Genomic DNA, 19,413 nt, shown 5'->3' with positions numbered 1-19,413 from the left:
CGGGCTGCCCGGTTCAAGGGGCGAACCCGCGCGAGACAGGAGCCAGGAAATGCAGCACCGCATCATCGTCATCGGAGCCGGATACGCCGGAGCCTTCGCCGCCGGGCGCCTTGCCAAGCGGCTGCGCCGCGAGGACGTCGCCATCACCCTCGTCAACGCCGAGCCCGACTTCGTCGAGCGCGTCCGGATGCACCAGCTGGCGGTCGGCCAGGACCTCGAACCCCGGCCCTTCAGCGAGATGTTCGCAGGCACCGGCGTCGAACTGAAGCTCGGAGAGGTCACCGGCGTCGACGTCGACCGCAGGACCGTCACCGCCCTCGACGCGAACGGCACCGAGGAGCTGGAGTACGACAGCCTCGTGTACGCCCTCGGCAGCGGCTGGAACACCCAAGGCGTCCCCGGCACCGCCGAGCACGCCCACGAGATCGCCGGCCGCCCCGGAGCGCTCCGGCTGCGCGAGCGTCTGGCCGGCCTGGACGCCGGACAGTCCGTGGTCGTCGTCGGCGGCGGCCTCACCGGCCTGGAGGCCGCGACCGAGATCGCCGAGGCCCGCCCGGACCTCGACGTCGCCCTCGTCGCCCGCGGCGGGCTCGGCGACTGGCTCTCGCCCAAGGGCCGCCGACACCTGCGGAAGGTCTTCGACAAGCTCGGCGTCACCGTGCACGAGCACACCGCCGTCACCGGCGTGGAGGCCGACCGCGTCGCCACCGCCGACGGCACGTCCGTCCCGGCCGCGGTCACCGTGTGGACCACCGGCTTCGCGGTCCACCCGATCGCGAAGGCCACCGCTCTGGAGGTCACCGGCACAGGCCAGATCGTGGTCGACGGGACCATGCGCTCGGTCTCGCACCCGGACGTGTACGCCATCGGCGACGCGGCCATGGTGATGGGCCCCGGCGACAAGCCGCTGCGGATGTCGTGCGCCTCGGGCGGCCCCACCGCGTGGCAGGCCGCCGACGCCATCGCGGCACGCCTGACCGGCGGAAAGCTCCCGAACACGCCGCTCCGCTACTTCAACCAGTGCATCTCACTGGGCCGCAAGGAAGGCGTGATCCAGTACGTCACCGCCGACGACCGCGCCGTCCGGGCGGCCCTGACCGGACGGCTCGCCGCCGTCTACAAGGAGCTGGTCTGCAAAGGCGCGGCCTGGGGCGTCGCCAACCCGACGTTCGGGATGCCGACCCGGCGCCGCCGCGTCGTGCAGAAGCGGGCCCGGGCGGCCTCGGCCGTCAAGGCGTCGGCCTGACCCTGCCGGGCTTCTGCGTGCATGAACGACAACTCGGGCCCCGGCCCGAACAGGTGGGTGAAGGCACGCAGGCCGGCCGCCCCGGCAACGGGGCGGCCGGCACTCGCGAAGGATCACCACGAATTCCGGCTCGCCGATTCGAACAGGGCGCTCGCCCCGGCCGCCCGGCCTCGACCCGCTTCTGCTCCACGGCCCGTCAAGACTGCCGTCAACGCAAAAGCGAGAGGCCCCCGGGATTTCTCCTGGGGGCCTCTCGTCTGCTGTGCACTCGGCAGGATTCGAACCTGCAACCTTCTGATCCGTAGGCGGGTGCGCACACGGATCATTCGGTCTGTCACGGCTAACTGGACCCGTTGACCATGATGCACCTGTACGCCGGTGTATCCCTGCGTGCACCGACGTTGATGTCAGGTGCTGATGTCAGTCGCTGCTCGCCCAGGGTGTGGACGCCCGCACGATCGTGGAAACCCTCGGCCACAGCACGATCACCATGACGCTGGACACTTACGCCCACGTGATGCAGACAACCCTGCGCGCGGCTGCCGAGCGCATGGACGACGCACGGGGACTCGAGGACGTTAACGAGGAGACTGGCTAGGGGAACCGAATCAATCGCGATGCCGTCGAAGGGGCAATTGAGCTGCTGAAAGGCCTAACCGTGACGAAATCCGGCATGTACCTGCTCGTCGCATCCGCTGCGCTTGCCCTCGCCGTGGTCGGCTGCGACGCAGGGTCCACACCGGCCACCGCCGGAGGCGGTGGCCAGGCAAAGGCAGCCCGATGGTCCGAACCGCATCGGTATTCCTTCCGGCTTCTCTCCGAGTCCGGAGAGCGGAGCGGCCTTGGGGAGTACCGGATCACCGTGGGAAACGGGAAGGTCGTCAAAGCGATCGGCCTCGACGAGCCGGCCCGGCGCACGGTCGAGGAGAATCCGCAGGATGTCCCGACGCTTGGCGGTCTCCTCACTGATGTCCAGAAGGCCCGTGCAGGCCAGGCTGAAGTCGCGGAGACGGTATTTGCCGCAGATGGACACCCCACTGAGATTCACATCGACTGGCTGGAGAATGCCATCGATGACGAGGCCGACTACCTCATCACCGAATACCGCGAGCTCCCCTGACTGGCGCGGCAAACTGCCGTCTACCGCGGGGACCGGCGCCTGCCCCACCTGTCACCGCGACGTACCAGCACTCGCACCGACCTGACCAAGCCCTACTAGTGCCGCGGATCGAACGGCGAGATCTTGTAGGCGGATGCCCCTATGACGTCGTCGGCGCGGCCGATGTAGGCGAATGGCCGGAACAACGAACGGCAGCCGCAAACGACGTTGATGTCACCCGTTGATGTCAGAAGCCCCTCGGGATGATCCCGAGGGGCTTCTGAACTGTGTGCACTCGGCAGGATTCGAACCTGCAACCTTCTGATCCGTAGTCAGATGCTCTATCCGTTAAGCTACGAGTGCTTGTGCGTTCCGGGCTTTTCTGCCTGGTCGGCGTTGCGAGAACAACATTACATGACCTGCGCCGTAGCGCGAAATCCTTAAGCCACACCACCTCCGACCTGCGAAAACACTCCGTTTTGGTGGTGCCGGGCGGCGCCCGCCGTACGCCGCCCCGGTCCGGATACGACCGAAGCCCCGTGCCAGTGGCACGGGGCTTCGGTGATGGGGCGGAGGCGGAGGGATTTGAACCCTCGATGGGCTTTAAGACCCAAACCGCATTAGCAGTGCGGCGCCATAGACCGGACTAGGCGACGCCTCCAGCACACCTCGCGCGAGCGCGAGTGGTGTGTCAGATGATGACACAGCTGAGCGCCGCGTCACCAACCGGTGCCTACGGTACTAGGCAGTCGGGCACGAGGGCAAAGCGCCTGCGGTTGCGCAACGCCGCGGCGTGCGGAGCGTTAGTGGGGGTGGAGGCCGTTCGCCCCCGTCGAAGTGCACGAACACAGGAGTCCGCATGTTGCGCCGTCTCGCCCTCACCGCCGTCGTGTCCCTCGCCGCGCTGTCCGCCGCCGTGCCGGCCGCGACCGCGGCCACCGGGCCCCTGCCACTGCCACTGCCGCTCCCGCTGCTGCATGGGGACGATGCCCGTACCCGGCTGACGGTGACGGTCTCGGATTCGGGGGACCCCGCGGCCGACGGCGTCTTCGAGCTGGAGTGCGGACCGTCGGGTGGCAGCCACCCGGCGGCGCAGCAGGCCTGCAACCGGCTGGACGAGCTGGCGGACGAGGGCGCGGCCCCGTTCGCACCGGTGCCCCGGGACGCGATGTGCACGCAGCAATTCGGGGGACCTGCCACCGCCCGGGTCACCGGGACCTGGCGCGGGCGGAGCATCGACACCGTCTTGACGCGGGGCAACGGCTGCGAGATCTCGCGCTGGAACAATCTGCGGCCCGTGCTCCCCAGCGTCCGATGAGCGGCGGTCTGTACGCCTTTCCGCAGTACCCCGTGCACACAACCTTGGTGAGAGCTCCCCCTCATCCGCCGACCTACGCCCCTTCCCTGCCTTTAGACTCCTTCCGTGACAGCCTGCGGCCCGAGGGGCAAGATGGGGCCCGCTGTCGGCAAGGTGCGGTAACCAGGGAGGAAGCGTCGTCGTGAGCAGCAGGCCATCCCGAGGCGCTGCTCGCCTCGCAGCCATACTCGATGCACTTCCTGACGGGCTGCTGCTCGTCAACTGCAACGGCACGGTCGTCAACGCCAACACCATCGCGCTGGAAATGTTCGAGACGCCGGGCACGGCACTCGTCGGGCGCGGGCTCCTCGATCTGCTGCCGGAGTTCGACTCCACGCTGATCCCGGGGTCGATGCGCCGCCCCGAGTCCGCCGACGACCGGGGCCGTACGAAGCCGACGCGGATGACCGCACGGCGGACCGACGGCACCGAGTATCCGGTCGAGGTCACCAGCGCCAGCCTGGAGGACGGGCAGGCCGCGTACAACGACTTCCAGAGCACGTACAGCGGCAGCTATACGGGTGACGAGCTGCTGATGCTCGTCGTACGGGATCTGTCGGGCACCGTCGACACCGAGGCCGAACTGGCCCGTTCGCAGCGGCAGACCGAGATGATCCTGCGGGCCGCGGCCGAGGGTGTCGTCGGTACGGACACGGACGGCCGGGTCGTCCTGGTCAACCCCGCCGCCGCGCAGATCCTCGGCTTCCGCGCCAGCGACCTGGGCGGCCAGGACCTGCATCCGCTGATCCTGCACTCGCGGGCGGAGGGCGAGCCGTTCCCGTACGAGGAGTCGCCGCTCGCCGACACTCTCAGGTCCGGCCGCAAGCACCGGGTGCGCGGGCAGGTGCTGTGGTCCAAGAGCGGTGCGCAGGTGCCGGTCGACCTGACCACGGCGCCGGTCCGGGACGGGGACCAGCTGGTCGGTGCGGTCATGACGTTCACCGACCGCCGGCCGTACGAGGAGCTCGCCGAGCAGCACCGGGCCGAGGTCGACGAACTGACCGCGAGCCACACCGCCGAGGTCACCGCCCTGACGGAACGGCACAGCGCGGAACAGGCCGACCGGTCCGAGCGGTACACCGCCGAGCTGGAAGCGCAGGCCGAACAGCTGGCCGCGCTGACCGCCCGGCACACCCAGCTCACCGCCGTGCTCGGCGAGTCGCTGCGCGGGCCGCTGGAGGAGCTGCGCGGCGAACTCTCCACGCTCGCCGCCGACCCGGCCGGCCAGCTGTGGCCGGAGGCCAACCAGATCCTGCACCACCTGGCCGCGGGCTACGCCCGGATGACCACGCTCGTCGACAACGTGCTCGGCTACCAGCGCCTGGACGCCGGCTCGGAGGACCTGGTCAAGGCGAACGTGCTGCTCGACTCGGTCGTGACGGCCGGTATCGACGCGGCCGTCGAGCTGATCGGTCCCGGGCGGGCCCAGTTCGCGGTGCACGCGCCGCCGATCGAGGCCGAGGTGGACGCGGCCCGGATGGTGACCGCGCTCGCCCATCTGGTCGCGGATGTCGCCGGGGTCGACTCGACCGGCAAGGCCCGCGTGGTGCCGGGCGGCGGCTACGTCGACTCGACGGTCGTCGTCGCGGCGGCGCAGCGCGGTGAGGTCGTACGGATCGAGGTGCGCGGACCGTTCGCCGGGGGAGACCCGGTGCACGAGCCGATCGTGCGCGGGATCGTACGGGCGCACGGCGGCGTGCTCCAGACGCACGAGGTGCCGGGGATGAGCGGCAGCGCGTACGTACTCGAAGTGCCGCTGGGCAAGGGCTCGGGAACGGTGATGCCACCGGCGCCCGAGCCGGAGGCGGGTTCTGCGCCTGAGCCGGGCTCCGAGGCGGGGGCCGAGTCGATGGCCGGTCAGGGTGCGGCGGGCGGTGGACGGCGGCGGGGACGGCGGGCCTCCACGGACGCGTTCCTGGAGAGCCCTGTGGGTGGTTCCGGGGCGGGCGGCGAGTCCGGTTCCGGTTCCGGTTCCGGTGATACCGCGGCAGCCGAGCCGACGGGGCGGCGCCGGGCGCGTCGTGAACCCGCGGCTCAGGAGACACCGGGCGCGCACGACATGATTCCCGTCCAGCAGGGCGAGGGATCGGGGCGCAGGCGGGGGCGGCCGAGCCCGGCCGAGACCGGTACTCAGCACGCGCTTCCGGCTCAGCTGCCCGAGCAGGGCCGGCGGCCCGGGGAGCCCGCTGACGAGCAGCAGGGGGCCGGGACGGGGCAGGCGTTGGCGCTGCCTCCGGCCGCCTCCGCGCCGTCCGAAGGGGCGGTGGTGACGGCGGCCGAGGGCGCGCAGGGTGGCGGTGGCCGTCCGCAGCGTGGCCGGACGGTGCCGCCGCAGGGTGTTCCGGTGCCGGCGGGTGGCCACCGGGCGCACCAGGGCGGCGAGAACCAGTTGGCTCTGCCGGCTCCCGCTTCCGCTTCCGCTGTCTCCTCCGATTCCGCTTTCGCCTCCGCTTCCGCCTCCGAAGGCCTCTCGCAGGGCGAAGACCTCTCAGCGGGCGGGGAGGGGGCTGTGCACGCATCGGCGTCTCAGCCGACCGGGCGGCGGGCGCGGCGGGCGTTGGCGGCCGCCCAGGAGCGGTCCGCCCAGGCCGAGCCGGCCGGGCCCCGTACCGCGTTCGCTCTGCCGCCCGCGGATGCCGACCGGATCCCGCCCGCGGCCGTCGACGCGGACGCCTCGCTGCCCGGACGCCACGACGCCGTACGCATCGCGCCGGACGAGGAGCACACTCCGCCCCAGGCTCACCCCGTACCGACCGGGCGGCGCCGGGCACGTCACGCCGACGCGCCCCCGCAGGTCCCGCAGACCGCGCAGGTCCCGCAGACCCCGCAGGTCCCGCAGACCGCGCAGGCCCAGCAGCCCGCGCAGACCGATGACCGGCCCGACAGCCACCCCGGCGGCGATCCGGAGTGGCCCACGGCCGGACACACCACGAACACCACCGGCACCACGCCCGTCACGGAGAGCCGTCCCCGGAACATCGCGCCCGTGCCGGACGCGCGCAGGCAACCGCTGCCCGCGGAGGCTCCGATGCCCGGTGACTCGTCGGACTCGACGCAGGGGCGCGCGTTCAGCGTGCGGACGCTCGGGCAGGGCGTGCCCTTCGCCCAGCACATCGCGCACCAGCAGAACCAGACGCTCGGCGGTGCCGGACGGCGCCGTAAGCTCGCCGCCCCGCCGGAGGACGAGCACACCCCGCAGGCCGCACTGCCGCAGGCCGCGTCGGCCCCGGCCGCTCCTTCCCCGGCGGCCGTGTCGCAGCCCGCTGCGTCGCCGGCCGCTCCGTCCGGCGCCGTACAGGTCCCGAACCCGGGTTCGGGGCAGCTGCTGTCGGCTCCTGCGGAGGCCGAGGGACGCGCGTATGCCATAGGGGCACCCGACGAGGGCGCCGAGGGGCCGGAGCCGCTGGACGGTCCGGGTGGCGCGGTCGAGGTCGCCAATCGTCCGTCGCCGCAGCCGGTCGACGACGAGCTGCCCCCGGAGCCGCTGGACAACCCGCGCCGGCTGCTCGTCTGGCCCGCGCCCGATGTCTCCACCCAGCAGGCGCTGAGCGACCGCGGCTACCGGCCGGTGATCGTGCATTCCCGCGAGGAGGTCGACGCCCAGATCGCGGCGTTCCCCGCCGCGCTCTTCGTCGACCCGCTCACCGGTCCCATCACCCGCAAGGCGCTGCAGTCACTGCGTCAGGCCGCCGTGGCCGCCGAGGTCCCGGTCCTGGTGACGGCCGGTCTGGGGCAGGCGACGCGGGAGGCGGCGTACGGTGCCGACCCGGCCGTACTCCTCAAGGCGCTCGCCCCGCGCGACAGCGAACAGCATCCGCCGCGGGTCCTGTTGATCGAGGAGCACGAGGAGATCGCGCTGGCGCTGACGGACACGTTGGAGCGGCGCGGCATGCAGGTCGCGCGGGCCTCCACCGACAACGAGGCGGTGACGCTCGCCACCCGGATGCGGCCCAACCTGGTGGTGATGGACCTGATGCAGGTACGCCGTCGCCGGGCCGGGATCGTCGACTGGCTGCGCGCCAACGGCCAGTTGAACCGCACCCCGCTGGTCGTCTACACCTCCGCCGACATGACCGGGTCCGAGCTGCCGAAGCTCGGCTCGGGCGAGACCGTACTCTTCCTGGCCGAACGTTCCACGAGCGACGAGGTGCAGTCGCGCATCGTCGACCTGCTCGCGAAGATCGGCACGAACTGACCGGCGGTCAGCCGGGGATCACGACGAGGGCGGTACGGGTTCTTCCGTACCGCCCTCGTCGTACACCCCGTCCGGGCCCGGGCCCGGTCAGAGCCGGGTGATGTCCAGCCCGCCCTCCGCGTACTGTCTGCGGATCACCTTCTTGTCGAACTTGCCGACGCTCGTCTTCGGCACCGCCGGAATGACCGTCCAGCGCTCCGGCAGCTGCCACTTGGCGATGCCGGACTCGGCGAGGAACCTCTTCAGCGCCTCGTAATCGGCGGCGGCGCCGTCCTTGAGCACGACCGTGGCGAGCGGGCGCTCGCCCCACCTCTCGTCCGGGACGGCGACGACCGCAGCCTCGGCCACGTCCGGGTGCGCCATGAGCGCATTCTCCAACTCGACACTGGAGATCCATTCGCCGCCGGACTTGATGACGTCCTTGGCCCGGTCGGTCAGGGTGAGGAAGCCGTCGTCGCTGATCACACCGACGTCACCGGTCTTCAGCCAGCCGTCCTCGCTGAACTTGTCCTCGGGGCGCAGGTCCTCGCCGTCCGCGCCCCCGTAGTAGGCCCCGGCGATCCAGGGGCCGCGTACCTCCAGCTCACCGGCCGACTCGTTGTCCCACGGCAGCAGCTCGCCGCCGGGGCCGGCCAGGCGTGCCTCGACGCCGGCCGGGAAGCGGCCCTGGGTGATGCGGTAGGGCCACTCCTCTTCCTCGGCCAGCCCGGCGGGCGGGTTGGCCATGGTGCCGAGCGGTGACGTCTCCGTCATGCCCCAGGCGTGGCAGAGCCGGACGCCGAGCTTGTCGTACGCCTCCATGAGAGACGGCGGGCAGGCGGCGCCGCCGATGGTGACGCGGGCCATGGAAGTGAGGTCGCGCGGGTTGGCGATGACCTCGGCGAGCAGCCCCTGCCAGATGGTGGGGACGGCCGCGGCGTGGGTCGGCCTCTCGCGCTCGATCATGTCGGCGAGCGGGGCGGGCTGCAGGAACCGGTCCGGCATGAGCATGTTGACGCCGGCCATGAACGTCGCGTGCGGCAGCCCCCAGGCGTTCACATGGAACTGGGGGACGACCACCAGCGTGGTGTCCTTGCCGGTCAGCCCCATCGACTCCGCCGAGTTGACCTGCATGGAGTGCAGGTAGATGGAGCGGTGGGAGTAGACAACGCCCTTGGGGTCGCCGGTGGTGCCGGAGGTGTAGCACATGGCGGCGGCCTGGCGTTCGTCGAGCTCGGGCCAGTCGTAGCTGGTCGGGCGGCCGGCGATCAGCTCCTCGTACTCATGCACCCGGGGCGCCGCGCCGTCCAGGACGGAACGGTCGCCCGGCCCCGTGACGATCACGTGCTCGATCGACGTCAGATGGGGAAGGAGCGGCGCGAGCAGCGGTAGCAGGGAGCCGTTGACTATGACGACCTTGTCGTCGGCGTGCTCGACGATCCAGATCAGCTGCTCGGCGGGGAGCCGGAGGTTGAGGGTGTGCAGGACGGCGCCCATCGAGGGGATCGCGAGATACGCCTCGACGTGTTCGGCGTTGTTCCACATGAGGGTGCTTACACGCTGGTCGCCGTCGACACCGAGCTCGTCGCGCAGCGCGTTCGCCAGCTGGGTGGCCCGTCGGCCGATCTCGGCGAAGCTGCGCCGCTGCGGCTCGGGCTCGCCGGTCCAGGTCGTGACCTGCGACTTCCCGTGAAGGGTCATCCCGTGTCGGAGGATGCGGGTGACAGTCAGCGGTACGTCCTGCATGGTGCTCAGCACGGCGTCCTCCCGGTGGGCGCTACGCGGCAGTAAGGTTCCGCTGATTCTGCTCACATACCAGGCGGTACGTCACTAGTCCCGGGAGTACGAATCGGTATCGTCCGGCAGAACCGGGTCCGCCCGGCACGCCGTCGTCGCCCGGGGTCAGCGGACCGGAGCCAGCTCCGGGTCCTCCCTGAGCTTGCCCAGCGCCCGCGACACCGCGCTCTTCACCGTGCCGACGGACACCCCGAGCACCTCGGCCGTCTGGGCCTCGCTCAGATCCTCGTAGTACCGCAGGACCACCATCGCGCGCTGCCGGTCCGGGAGCTTCAGCACGGCACGCCACATCGCGTCGTGCAGCGTCTGGTGCTCCGCCGGGTCGGGGGCCCCCGGGGTCTCCTGCTCGGGCAGTTCGTCGCAGGCGTACTCGTCGACCTTGCGCTTGCGCCACTGCGACGTCCGGGTGTTCAGCAGCGCCCGGCGGACATAGCCGTCGAGCGCCCGGTGGTCCTCGATCCGTTCCCAGGCGACATACGTCTTGGTGAGAGCGGTCTGCAGCAGATCCTCGGCATCGCTCGGGTTCGCGGTGAGCGAGCGGGCGGCGCGCAGCAGTACGGGCCCCCGTGCCCGTACGAACGAGGAGAACGACGGATACGGGGCGTGCGGAGCCCGTGAGGCGTACGACGAAGCGCGCGGGGCGAACGGCGTGTGCGCGGTGTACGTCGTGTGCGCTCCGTGCGGCGCGTTCGCGGTGTGCGGCGCGTTCGCGGTGTGCGGCGCGTTCGCGATGTGCGGCGCGTTCGCGATGTGCGGCGCGTTCGCGATGTGCGGCGCGTTCGCGATGTGCGGCGCGTTCGCGATGTGCGCTCCGTGCGTCGTGTACGAGCCGTGCGGGATGTGTCCGGTGATAGCAGCTCCCCCGGAGGTGCCCGTGCAGACTGACGTGGTCATGGCTCCACGCTAGGAGCGGGCGCCGCCCCGGGGATCGGCCCCAGGTCCCGAAACGGCGTCCGCCTCAGGGTGTAGGGGTGGGGCCTGCCCGACCTCCTGTAGGTGGAGCCGTCGTCTTCGGGGCTCAGGGTCGACCCCCCAGTCATTCGTCCGCGCCCAGTATCAGCGCAGAGGTGGGTACGCCGGTGCCTGCCGTGACCAGGGTGCGGGCCGCCCCGGACAGCTGGTTCACCGACGAGCCCCGGATCTGCCGGACCGCCTCCGCGATGCCGTTCATCCCGTGCAGGTACGCCTCCCCCAGTTGGCCGCCGTGCGTGTTCAGGGGCAGCGCGTCGGCCGCGACGAAGTCGGCCGCCTCGCCCGGTGCGCAGAAGCCGAACTCCTCCAGCTGCATCAGGACGAACGGCGTGAAGTGGTCGTAGAGGATGCCCACATCGATGTCGGCCGGGGAGAGGCCGGAGCTCCGCCACAGCTGCCGGGCGACCACCCTCGTCTCCGGCAGCCCGGTCAGATCGTCGCGGTAGAAGCTGGTCATCTGTTCCTGCGCCCGCCCGGCCCCCTGTGCGGCGGCGACGATCACGGCGGGCGGCTGCGGCAGGTCCCGGGCCCGTTCCGCGCTGGTGACGACGATCGCCTGCCCGCCGTCGGTCTCCTGACAGCAGTCGAGCAGCCGCAGGGGTTCGACGATCCACCGCGACGCGGCGTGATCGGCCAGGGTGATCGGCTTTCCGTAGAAGTACGCCGCGGGGTTGCGGGCGGCATGGCGCCGGTCGGTGACCGCGACATGGCCGAAGGCCTCCGGCGTCAGGTTGTACGTGTGCAGATAGCGCTGGGCGGCCATGGCGACCCAGGAGGCCGGCGTGAGCAGCCCGAAGGGGAGGTTCCAGCCGAGCGCCGTGCCCTCCGCGGTGGGCTCCCGCTGCTGCACGCCGGAGCCGAATCTGCGCCCGGAACGTTCGTTGAACGCGCGGTAGCAGACCACGACGTCGGCCACTCCGCTCGCCACGGCCATCGCCGCCTGCTGGACGGTGGCGCAGGCCGCCCCACCGCCGTAGTGGATGCGGGAGAAGAACGACAGCTCACCGATGCCGGCCGCCTGGGCGACAGTGATCTCGGGGCTGGTGTCCATGGTGAAGGTGACCAGACCGTCGACGTCGGCGGGGGTCAGCCCGGCATCGTCGAGGGCGGCCCGCACCGCCTCGACGGCCAGTTTGAGTTCGCTGCGACCGGAGTCCTTGGAGAACTCGGTCGCCCCGATCCCCACGACCGCCGCTCTGCCACCGAGCGAGTCGGCTCCGCGCAGGCTCATGCGGCCCCCTGAGAAGCGCTGCCTGTCATGGTCGCAGGCGCAGGCTCATGCGCAGGCGTGGTCACCGTCAGCGTCACCGTGCCCGTGACATGCCTGCCGAGACCGTTGGTTCCGACGACCGACACCTCGGCCGTCCCGTCGTTCCCGAGGGCGGTGACCGTGCCGCTCAGGACCATGGTGTCCCCCGGGTAGTTGGGCGCGCCCAGTCTGATGGCGACCTTGCGGAGCACGGCCGACGGGCCGAAGCGGTCGGTGACGTACCGGCCGACCAGGCCGTTGGTCGTCAGGATGTTCATGAAGATGTCCGGGGAGCCCTTCTCCCGGGCGAGTTCCGCGTCGTGGTGCACGTCCTGGTAGTCGCGGGAGGCGAGGGCGCCCGCCACGATCAGGGTGCGGGTCACCACGATCTCCAGCGGTGCCAGCTTCTCGCCGACCTTCACTCCGGTCCCTCCTTCACCAGTGACTGGCCGAGTTCCTGAAGTACTTCGCTGCCGCATCCCAGATAGGCGTCGAGCTGACGGCCCCAGAGGAAGTGGCGGTGTACGGGGTGGTCGAGGTCCGCGCCCGTTCCGCCGTGCAGATGCTGTCCGGCGTGCACGACCCGTGTCCCGGCCTCCGACGCCCACCAGGCGGCGGTCAGCGCCTGCGTCCCGTACGGCAGCCCCGTGTCATGGCGCCATGCCGCCTCGTACGCGGTGACGCGTATCGCCTCGGTGTCCATATGGGCGTCGGCGGCCCGCAGCAGAACCGCCTGCTTGGTGGAGAGCGGACGCCCGAACTGCTCCCGGGTGTTGGTGTGGGCGACGGCCCGGGCCAGCGAACCGGCGCACACCCCGGCCTGCAGCCCGGCGAACGCGATCCGGCTTGCAGCCAGCACATGTTCGTACGCTTCGGCGCGACTGACGTTCTCGACGTGCCCGAGCGGTTCCCCGTACGCCCCGGCTCCCCTGAGCCGCTCCTCACGCGCCCGGTCACCACCGAGCCGCTCCCCACGCGTTCCTTCACCACCGAGCCGCTCCCCACGCGTTCCTTCACCACCAAACCCCTCCCCACGCGTTCCTTCACCACCGAGCCGCTCCCCGTGCGCCCGGTCCAGGACGAGCCGCGCGGCCGACCACGGTGCCGTCGTCTCGACCGGCTCCGTCGCCACACCCGGATCACCGGTTCGTACGATCCACAGCCCCCGGTCCGAGTCCGCGACGAGGACGAGGGACGCGTCGCGCAGCCACGGCACGTACGGCACGCTGCCACTCAGCCGCCCCTCGCCGTCCGCCCGCATCCCGCCGCATGCCGGGAACGCCCCGGTTGCGACGGCCGTGCCGTCCCGCAGCGGGGGCAGCAGCCGGTCCCGTTGTTCGTCGGTGCCGTGCGAGGCGACGGCGAGCAGCCCGTACACACAGCTCGCCGCGAACGGCACCTGCGCCGTCGTTCGGCCCTGCTCCTCCAGCAGCAGCACCAGGCCGAGCAGCCCGATCTCCTCGACCGCCGCGGTCAGTCCGGCCGCGCAGAGCTCCTTCCACAGCTCGGTGTCCGTCCCCGTGCCGGCCCCGGCCAGGCGTTCGTGCGTCGACAGATCCCCGAAGATCCGCGCCGCCAGCCCCTGCGCCGCGGTCTGTTCCTCGGTGGGTACGAAGTCCATGTCACCCCTCGCCTCCCCGGAAGACCGGAAGCTCCAGCTCCGGGTCCGCGCGGAGGAATTCCAGCCGCACCGGCATCCCCGTCCGCACCTTGTCGTACGGCACCCCGATCACATTGCTGACCATCCGTATCCCCTCCGCCAGCTCTATCAGCGCCACCGCGTACGGTCCGCCCCCGTCCGAGGCGCTGAAGGCGGGGAAGGGCGGGTGGTGCATCACGACATGGCTGAAAACGGTGCCGTCGCCACTCGCCTCGACCGTGTCCCATTCCTGGCAGCCGCACGCGTTGCAGCCGGGCAGCCAGGGGAAGCGCAGCGTGGCGCACTCGCCGCACCGCTGGATCAGCAGCCGGTGCTCGGCAACGCCCTGCCAGAACCCGGCGTTGTCCCGGTTGATCACCGGCCTCGGGCGCGGGCTCCGGCCGCCCGGACGCGTCGCCCGCTTCGCCGCGGCCGGGCCGTACTTGAGGATCCGGAAGCGGTGCGTCCCGGCGAGCTCTCCCTCCGCCCGGACGTCCATCCGCGTCGTCACGAAGTACCCCGTCCCCAGTTTGGTCGTCTTGCGCTCCGAGACGGACTCGATCACCGCGTCGAACGTGATGCGGTCGCCGGGCCGCAGCGGCCGCAGATACTCCTGCTCGCAGTCGGTCGCGACCACCGAGGTGCAGCCCGCGCCGTCGAGCAGCCCGAGCAGCTCCTCGTACGCCTCGGAGCGGTCGGTGTGCCCCGACAGACCGCCCATCGTCCACGCCTGGAGCATCGTCGGCGGGGCGATCGCGTCCGGTCCCGTGTAGGCGGGGCCGGTGTCCCCCATCGCCTCGCACCAGTGCCTGATCATCGGCTCGTTGACCGGGTCCTTGCCGACGCCCGCGGTCGCGGCAGCCCGCCCCTCGAACTCCTTGAGCCGTTCGTACAACCGGTCCGGCCCGTCCCGTTCCCCCCGCTCCTCCCGTCGTTCCCGCACGCCCGTCACCGCTTGCCCCTCTTCATGCCGAGCCGCATGGTCGCGACGATCTCCCGCTGCACCTCGCTCACTCCACCCCCAAAGGTGTTGATCTGCGCCGCCCTGTTCATCCGCTCCAGCTCCCCGTCCCCGAAGGCGCCGGGCGAACCGCCCCGGATCGTCCCGGTCTCGCCCGTGATCTCCTGGCAGATCCGGTACACCTCGACCGCGCTCTCGGTTCCCGCGAACTTCACGCCGCTCGCGTCGCCGGGGGCCAGGGAATCCGCGCCGACATCACCCACCAGGCGCCAGTTGAGCAGGCGTGTCGCCGCCAGCCGGGCGTACGCCTCGGCCAGCCGGGTCCGCACCCACGGCTCGTCGGCCGGACGCCGGCCCGTGACCGGGTCGGGGGTGCGGGCGAAGGCGAGCGCCGACTCGTAGCAGTCCTCGGCCTGCATTCCGATGGCGGCGAGGGCCACCCGTTCATGGTTCAGCTGGTTGGTGATCAGCCCCCAGCCGTCGTTCTCCGCGCCGACCAGATGGGTGGCGGGCACCCGTATCCCGTCGTAGTAGGTGGACGTGGTGGTCAGCCCGCCCACGGTCTCGATCGGCGTCCAGGAGAACCCGGGGGCGTCCGTCGGAACCAGAATGATCGAGATGCCGCGGTGTTTCGGCGCATCCGGGTCCGTACGGCAGGCGAGCCAGATCCAGTCCGCGTTCTGCGCGTTGCTGGTGAAGATCTTCTGCCCGTCGATCACCCAGGAGTCACCGTCCCGCACCGCCCTGGTGCGCAGCGCCGCGAGGTCCGTACCGGCCTCCGGCTCGCTGTAGCCGATGGCGAAGACGAGATCGCCGCGGAGGATCCTGGGCAAGAAGTACGCCTTCTGCTCGGCGGTCCCATATTTCATCAGCGTCGGTCCGACGGTATTGAGGGTGACCATCGAGACGGGCGCTCCCGCCCGGTATGCCTCGTCGAAGAAGACGAACTGCTCGTCGGATCCGCGGCCCTGGCCGCCGTACTCGACGGGCCAGCCGAGCCCGAGCATCCCGTCCGTGCCGATCCGGCGCAGCAGCCGGCGCTGTCCGGCCGGGTCCTCGGCCGCGGACGCCGTCCTCGCGTCCCTCCTGGGCATCACCTTGTGGAAGTACGTGCGGAGTTCGGCGCGCAGCTGTTGCTGACGCTCCGTCTGGGCAAGGTGCACGACAGTTGCCTCCCGGACACAGGCGTGCGGATACGGACGTATGGATCCGGGCACGCACTCAAGGTTTCTGACTGTCCGTCAGATTCACTCGCCCTGTCAAGGTCGACGACACCCCGACCCGATCGCCGACCCAACGCGAAGCGGCCTGCGCGAGTGCACCCAAGTGCCCTCGCGCAGGCCGCCGTTCCACCAGCCATGACCCGGCCCCCCGACCGGCTCATGGCCGGGCGCCGGCTCACCAGAGCTTGGTGAAGTTCACCGCGAGATTCGTGTTGCGCTGGTCGACCACGGTGAACCCCGAGCCGTTCACCTGCGCGGAGTTGCTCTGGTTCGACGCGCCGGAGCCGACGGCCTGCTGCTGCGACGTGGACGAATTGCCGGAGTTGTTGCCGCCGACGCCGCTGCCGACGACCGTGGCAACAGCCGCGTTCGATCCGTCGTTCGCGAACGAGCCGCTGTCGGCCTGGGCCACGCCACCGAAGAGTGCGGCGGCGAGAGGCAGGGCTGCAACGGCGGCGAGGGCACGAGCGGTACGGATGCTTGCCATGTCAATTCCTCCAGGAACCGAAAGTACTGCTTTTTCCGGGGCAGTTGGCCGACCGCCCCGGCTTGGTCACGACGTCGCGACAGCAGAGTTGCCCACCTGATCACCGGCGAACCACCCACGCGATCCGATTCCCCCGCAAGTGTGAGGAACATCCAATAAACCCACTCGCGCCGCCAAAGCCCCAGCTCACACCCTCACGCGCCCCCTCCAGTAGCCTCCAGCCCCACCCGATCCCGTACCCCGCAAGAGAAGAGGCGTTCCGGCGCCCTAGTCGACCGGCACCTCCACCCCTTCCCTTCTTCGAACATCTGTACGACCATAAAACCATGGCCACCATCGACCGGCAGACCGCCACCCTGGCCCTGGCCCACGCGCTCTCCGCCGCCGAGCGCGGGCTCCCCGTCATCCCGCTCTCCGCCGGAAAGCTCCCCGCCCTGCCCTCTCCGCACCGCAACGAGGACCGGCCGGTCACCTGCCGGGGCGCCTGCGGCCTTCCCGGACACGGCGTCCACGACGCCACCACGAACCCCGCCGCCGTCCGGGCCCTCTTCGCCGCCGCCCCCTGGGCCACCGGCTACGGCATCGCATGCGGCCGGCCCCCGCACCACCTCATCGGCATCGACCTGGACATCGGCACCACCGGCAACGACTCCGCCGCATCACTCCAGCAGCTCGCCCTGCACCACCTGTTCACCATCCCGCCGACCGTCATCGTGCTCACGCCCAGCGGCGGCCGCCACATCTGGCTGAACCGGCCCGCCCGGCGTCCGCGTACCGAACTCCGCGAGCCGCCTCGCCCCCGGCATCGACGTCCGGGGCGCCGGCGGCTACCTGGTGGGCCCCGGCTCGGTCACCGCCCATGGCACGTACCGGCTCGCCCCGGGCACCGCCGACCTCCCGCCGGCCTCCTGCCCCCGCGCACTCCTGCACCTGCTCAAGCCCCCCGTACGCCCTCACCACCCCACGGCCCGGCCCGAAGAGGGCCGGGGACTGGTCCGGTTCGTCCTCGCGGCCCACGAGGGCCAGCGCAACACACGGCTCTTCTGGGCAGCCTGCCGCGCCTACGAACACGGCTTCGGCGACGCCCTGGCGGACGCCCTCACCCACGCCGCCGTCCGCACCGGCCTCACCGAACGCGAGGCCCGCGCCACCATCGCCTCGGCGGCCCGCCTCACCACGAGGTACGAGGACGAGACCGAGAACGAGAACGGGCCCGGAACCGCCCCGTCCGGACCATCGAGCCCGACGATGTGACAGGCAACGAGATCGACTGCACCTGGTCTCTCGTCGAGCGGGCACAGACGTACTTGACGGTCCCCACCCGGACGCCGGGCCGAAGGTGTACGGGGGCACTCATGAAGAACACCAGGAGCACAGCACCGTCGCTGCCCGTACCACCGCCGCAGCAGCCCGGACCGTTCGGAGCGGCCCCGCAGGCGCACTGGCCGAACGGCTTGTAAACCACCGGCCCAGAACGCCCGGCCACGAGAAAGGGGCGCCCCTGATGAGGGGCGCCCCTTCTGGTCAGCGTGCTCGCCGACGTGTGGCGGTGGGTGTGGGATTTGAACCCACGGTGACATCGCTGCCACGACGGTTTTCAAGACCGTTCCCTTAGGCCGCTCGGGCAACCCACCCGCGTCATCGGTCCAAGGACCGATGACGCGAGACAGCCTAGCCGGTCAGCTGTCGCCCTTGCGCTCCCCCAGGGTGACTTCGGTCGTTGCCGTCCTGCCGTCGCGCTTGTAGGTCACGGTCACCCGGTCGCCGGGCTTGTGGGTCCAGATCTCACCGATCAGGGTGGGACCGCTGTCGATCACGGTGTCGTTGAACTTCGTGATGACATCGCCCGCCTGGAGGCCGGCCCTGGCCGCGGGGCCGTCCTTCGACACGGCTGATGTGCCGCCCGCGCCCCGGTCGGAGATGACCGCGCCGCCGGTCTTGTCGTCCATCATGACCGTGGCACCGATCACCGGGTAGACCGGCTGACCGGTCTTGATCAGCTGCTGGGCGACGTTCGTCGCCTGGTTGATCGGGATCGCGAAGCCGAGGCCGATGGAGCCCGCCTGGGTCTGACCGACGCTGCTGCCGGCCGACTGGATGGCGGAGTTGATGCCGATGACAGCGCCGCGCGAATCGAGCAGCGGGCCGCCGGAGTTGCCCGGGTTGATCGAGGCGTCGGTCTGCAGGGCGCTCATGTACGAGTTGCTGCCACCGGAACCGTCACCGGAGGCGACCGGCCGGTTCTTGGCGCTGATGATGCCTGTGGTCACCGTGTTGGACAGACCGAACGGTGCACCGATCGCGATCGTCGAATCGCCGACCGCGACCCGGTCCGAGTTGCCGAGGGACAGCGGGGTGAGCCCCGACGGCGGGTTCTTCAGCTTCAGAACGGCGACGTCGTAGCCCTGCGCCCGGCCGACCACCTCGGCGTCGTACTTCTTGCCGTTGGAGAACGTCGCCGTGAGCTGGCCGCTGTCCGCCGCGGAGGCCACCACGTGGTTGTTCGTGAGGATGTGGCCCTCCTTGTCGTACACGAAGCCGGTCCCCGTACCGCCCCCGCCGTCACCACCCTGCGCATCGATGGTGACCACGCTGGGCAGCGCCTTGGCCGCCACACCCGCGACCGTGCCAGGGTCACGCTTGAGGTCTTGCGGATCGACCGACGCCGAGACCGTGGTCGAGCCGCCGCCGTTCCGGTCGGCCGCCCAGTAGCCGAGGGCGCCGCCGATACCGCCGGCGACCAGCGCCGCCACCGCCACCGCCGCCACCAGGGCGCCGCCCGTGCCCCGCTTGCGCGGGCCATCGGGGGAGTGGAGCTGAGCCGGGGCACCCCAGACCGGACCGCCGCCGTCCGCACCGTGGTGTGCGTACGCGGGGACGGCGGGAGGGGGCGGGGGCCAGTTGGCTTCGGCGGCCGACTGGAACCCGGGGGGAGGGGTGGGCGCGGCCGGAAGGGGAGCCGTGTGCGCGGTCGCGTCGGCCGGCTCGCCCATCGGGGCGACCGGCTGCCGCGCGGTCGCCGCATCCGGAGCTTCCGGGTGCGCCGGGGCGGGCGTGGGTCCCTGTGGGGACGCGGGCGTGCTCCCGGGCGGCTCCTGACGAGGAGCGTCGGCCGGCACTGGAGGTACGGACGGAACGGACGGAACGGCCTCGCCCGCAGTGCCCTCGTTGCCCTCGTTCTCTGTGCTCACAGCTCTTTACTCCTCGGT

At 71.2% G+C, this 19,413-nt stretch carries 14 protein-coding genes, 3 tRNA genes and 1 pseudogene; 6 read left to right on the top strand and 12 right to left on the bottom strand.

Going from position 1 to position 19,413, the window contains the following annotated elements:
• The first annotated feature begins 49 nt into the window (after positions 1–49).
• The 3 genes from OG306_RS19665 (at position 50) to OG306_RS19655 (ending at position 2,366) form a co-directional block, all read left to right on the top strand.
• The gene (locus OG306_RS19665) at positions 50–1,246 is read left to right on the top strand and encodes an NAD(P)/FAD-dependent oxidoreductase (RefSeq protein WP_266747407.1); all 1,197 of its coding nucleotides are present in this window, start codon (positions 50–52) and stop codon (positions 1,244–1,246) included.
• A gap of 442 nt (positions 1,247–1,688) precedes the next feature.
• Positions 1,689–1,844: a hypothetical protein gene (locus OG306_RS19660; RefSeq protein ID WP_266747406.1), complete on the top strand. Its 156-nt coding sequence runs from the start codon at positions 1,689–1,691 to the stop codon at positions 1,842–1,844.
• 75 nt (positions 1,845–1,919) lie between these two features.
• Positions 1,920–2,366 carry a DUF6174 domain-containing protein gene (locus tag OG306_RS19655; protein ID WP_266747405.1) on the top strand — a complete coding sequence of 149 codons (447 nt, stop codon included), beginning with the start codon at positions 1,920–1,922 and terminating at the stop codon, positions 2,364–2,366.
• A gap of 269 nt (positions 2,367–2,635) precedes the next feature.
• Here the strand turns inward: OG306_RS19655 and OG306_RS19650 are convergent.
• Together OG306_RS19650 and OG306_RS19645 are read right to left on the bottom strand one after the other, a co-directional pair.
• A tRNA-Arg gene (locus OG306_RS19650) sits at positions 2,636–2,708 on the bottom strand.
• 207 nt (positions 2,709–2,915) lie between these two features.
• Positions 2,916–3,006: transfer RNA gene (locus OG306_RS19645), tRNA-Ser, on the bottom strand.
• Positions 3,007–3,204: 198 nt separating this feature from the next.
• On the opposite strand from OG306_RS19645, the gene OG306_RS19640 reads away from it, so the two are divergent.
• Both OG306_RS19640 and OG306_RS19635 read left to right on the top strand, forming a co-directional pair.
• Positions 3,205–3,663 carry an SSI family serine proteinase inhibitor gene (locus OG306_RS19640; RefSeq protein WP_266747404.1) on the top strand — a complete coding sequence of 153 codons (459 nt, stop codon included), beginning with the start codon at positions 3,205–3,207 and terminating at the stop codon, positions 3,661–3,663.
• 181 nt (positions 3,664–3,844) lie between these two features.
• Positions 3,845–7,897, top strand: a complete 4,053-nt coding sequence (locus OG306_RS19635) for a PAS domain-containing protein (protein WP_266906040.1) — start codon at positions 3,845–3,847, stop codon at positions 7,895–7,897.
• 87 nt (positions 7,898–7,984) lie between these two features.
• Here the strand turns inward: OG306_RS19635 and OG306_RS19630 are convergent, their stop codons facing one another.
• The 8 genes from OG306_RS19630 to OG306_RS19595 form a co-directional block, all read right to left on the bottom strand.
• On the bottom strand, positions 7,985–9,634 hold the full coding sequence (locus OG306_RS19630; RefSeq protein ID WP_266747402.1) for a long-chain fatty acid--CoA ligase: 1,650 nt from the start codon (positions 9,632–9,634) through the stop codon (positions 7,985–7,987).
• Positions 9,635–9,778: 144 nt separating this feature from the next.
• Positions 9,779–10,423, bottom strand: coding sequence for a SigE family RNA polymerase sigma factor (locus OG306_RS19625; RefSeq protein ID WP_371666258.1), 645 nt, complete (start codon positions 10,421–10,423; stop codon positions 9,779–9,781).
• 286 nt (positions 10,424–10,709) lie between these two features.
• A complete protein-coding gene (locus OG306_RS19620; protein WP_266747401.1) occupies positions 10,710–11,876 on the bottom strand; it encodes a lipid-transfer protein in 1,167 nt (388 codons plus the stop codon).
• A complete protein-coding gene (locus OG306_RS19615) occupies positions 11,873–12,316 on the bottom strand; it encodes a MaoC family dehydratase (protein ID WP_266747400.1) in 444 nt (147 codons plus the stop codon). Before OG306_RS19615 ends, OG306_RS19620 begins: the two co-directional genes overlap by 4 nt.
• Positions 12,313–13,515, bottom strand: a complete 1,203-nt coding sequence (locus OG306_RS19610) for an acyl-CoA dehydrogenase family protein (protein ID WP_327258992.1) — start codon at positions 13,513–13,515, stop codon at positions 12,313–12,315. Before OG306_RS19610 ends, OG306_RS19615 begins: the two co-directional genes overlap by 4 nt.
• 1 nt (position 13,516) lies before the next feature.
• Positions 13,517–14,476 (bottom strand): bifunctional MaoC family dehydratase N-terminal/OB-fold nucleic acid binding domain-containing protein, encoded by a 960-nt coding sequence (locus tag OG306_RS19605; RefSeq protein WP_323183891.1) that lies wholly within the window; start codon positions 14,474–14,476, stop codon positions 13,517–13,519.
• A gap of 5 nt (positions 14,477–14,481) precedes the next feature.
• Positions 14,482–15,657 (bottom strand): acyl-CoA dehydrogenase family protein, encoded by a 1,176-nt coding sequence (locus OG306_RS19600; RefSeq protein ID WP_266747397.1) that lies wholly within the window; start codon positions 15,655–15,657, stop codon positions 14,482–14,484.
• Between the two features lie 235 nt (positions 15,658–15,892).
• A complete protein-coding gene (locus OG306_RS19595) occupies positions 15,893–16,204 on the bottom strand; it encodes a hypothetical protein (protein WP_266747396.1) in 312 nt (103 codons plus the stop codon).
• A gap of 326 nt (positions 16,205–16,530) precedes the next feature.
• Here OG306_RS19595 and OG306_RS19590 point away from each other — a divergent pair.
• A pseudogene (locus OG306_RS19590) lies at positions 16,531–17,458 on the top strand (bifunctional DNA primase/polymerase).
• 290 nt (positions 17,459–17,748) lie between these two features.
• On the opposite strand, the gene OG306_RS19585 reads toward OG306_RS19590, so the two are convergent.
• Positions 17,749–17,838, bottom strand: a tRNA-Ser gene (locus OG306_RS19585).
• Between the two features lie 45 nt (positions 17,839–17,883).
• Entirely contained in the window at positions 17,884–19,395 is a 1,512-nt protein-coding gene (locus OG306_RS19580; protein WP_371665525.1) for a S1C family serine protease, read from the bottom strand.
• Between the last annotated feature and the right edge of the window lie 18 nt (positions 19,396–19,413).

The sequence above is a fragment of the Streptomyces sp. NBC_01241 genome (assembly GCF_041435435.1).
GTDB lineage: Bacteria > Actinomycetota > Actinomycetes > Streptomycetales > Streptomycetaceae > Streptomyces.
This window is presented reverse-complemented; position numbering and strand designations above follow the sequence as displayed.

What these genes read in the sequence shown, in the direction of transcription:
- OG306_RS19595 (WP_266747396.1), bottom strand. Translation starts at nt 16,204, where the DNA reads ATGGCAAGCATCCGTACCGCTCGTGCCCTCGCCGCCGTTGCAGCCCTG.
- OG306_RS19640 (WP_266747404.1), top strand. Translation starts at nt 3,205, where the DNA reads ATGTTGCGCCGTCTCGCCCTCACCGCCGTCGTGTCCCTCGCCGCGCTG.
- OG306_RS19610 (WP_327258992.1), bottom strand. Translation starts at nt 13,515, where the DNA reads ATGGACTTCGTACCCACCGAGGAACAGACCGCGGCGCAGGGGCTGGCG.
- OG306_RS19620 (WP_266747401.1), bottom strand. Translation starts at nt 11,876, where the DNA reads ATGAGCCTGCGCGGAGCCGACTCGCTCGGTGGCAGAGCGGCGGTCGTG.
- OG306_RS19665 (WP_266747407.1), top strand. Translation starts at nt 50, where the DNA reads ATGCAGCACCGCATCATCGTCATCGGAGCCGGATACGCCGGAGCCTTC.
- OG306_RS19655 (WP_266747405.1), top strand. Translation starts at nt 1,920, where the DNA reads ATGTACCTGCTCGTCGCATCCGCTGCGCTTGCCCTCGCCGTGGTCGGC.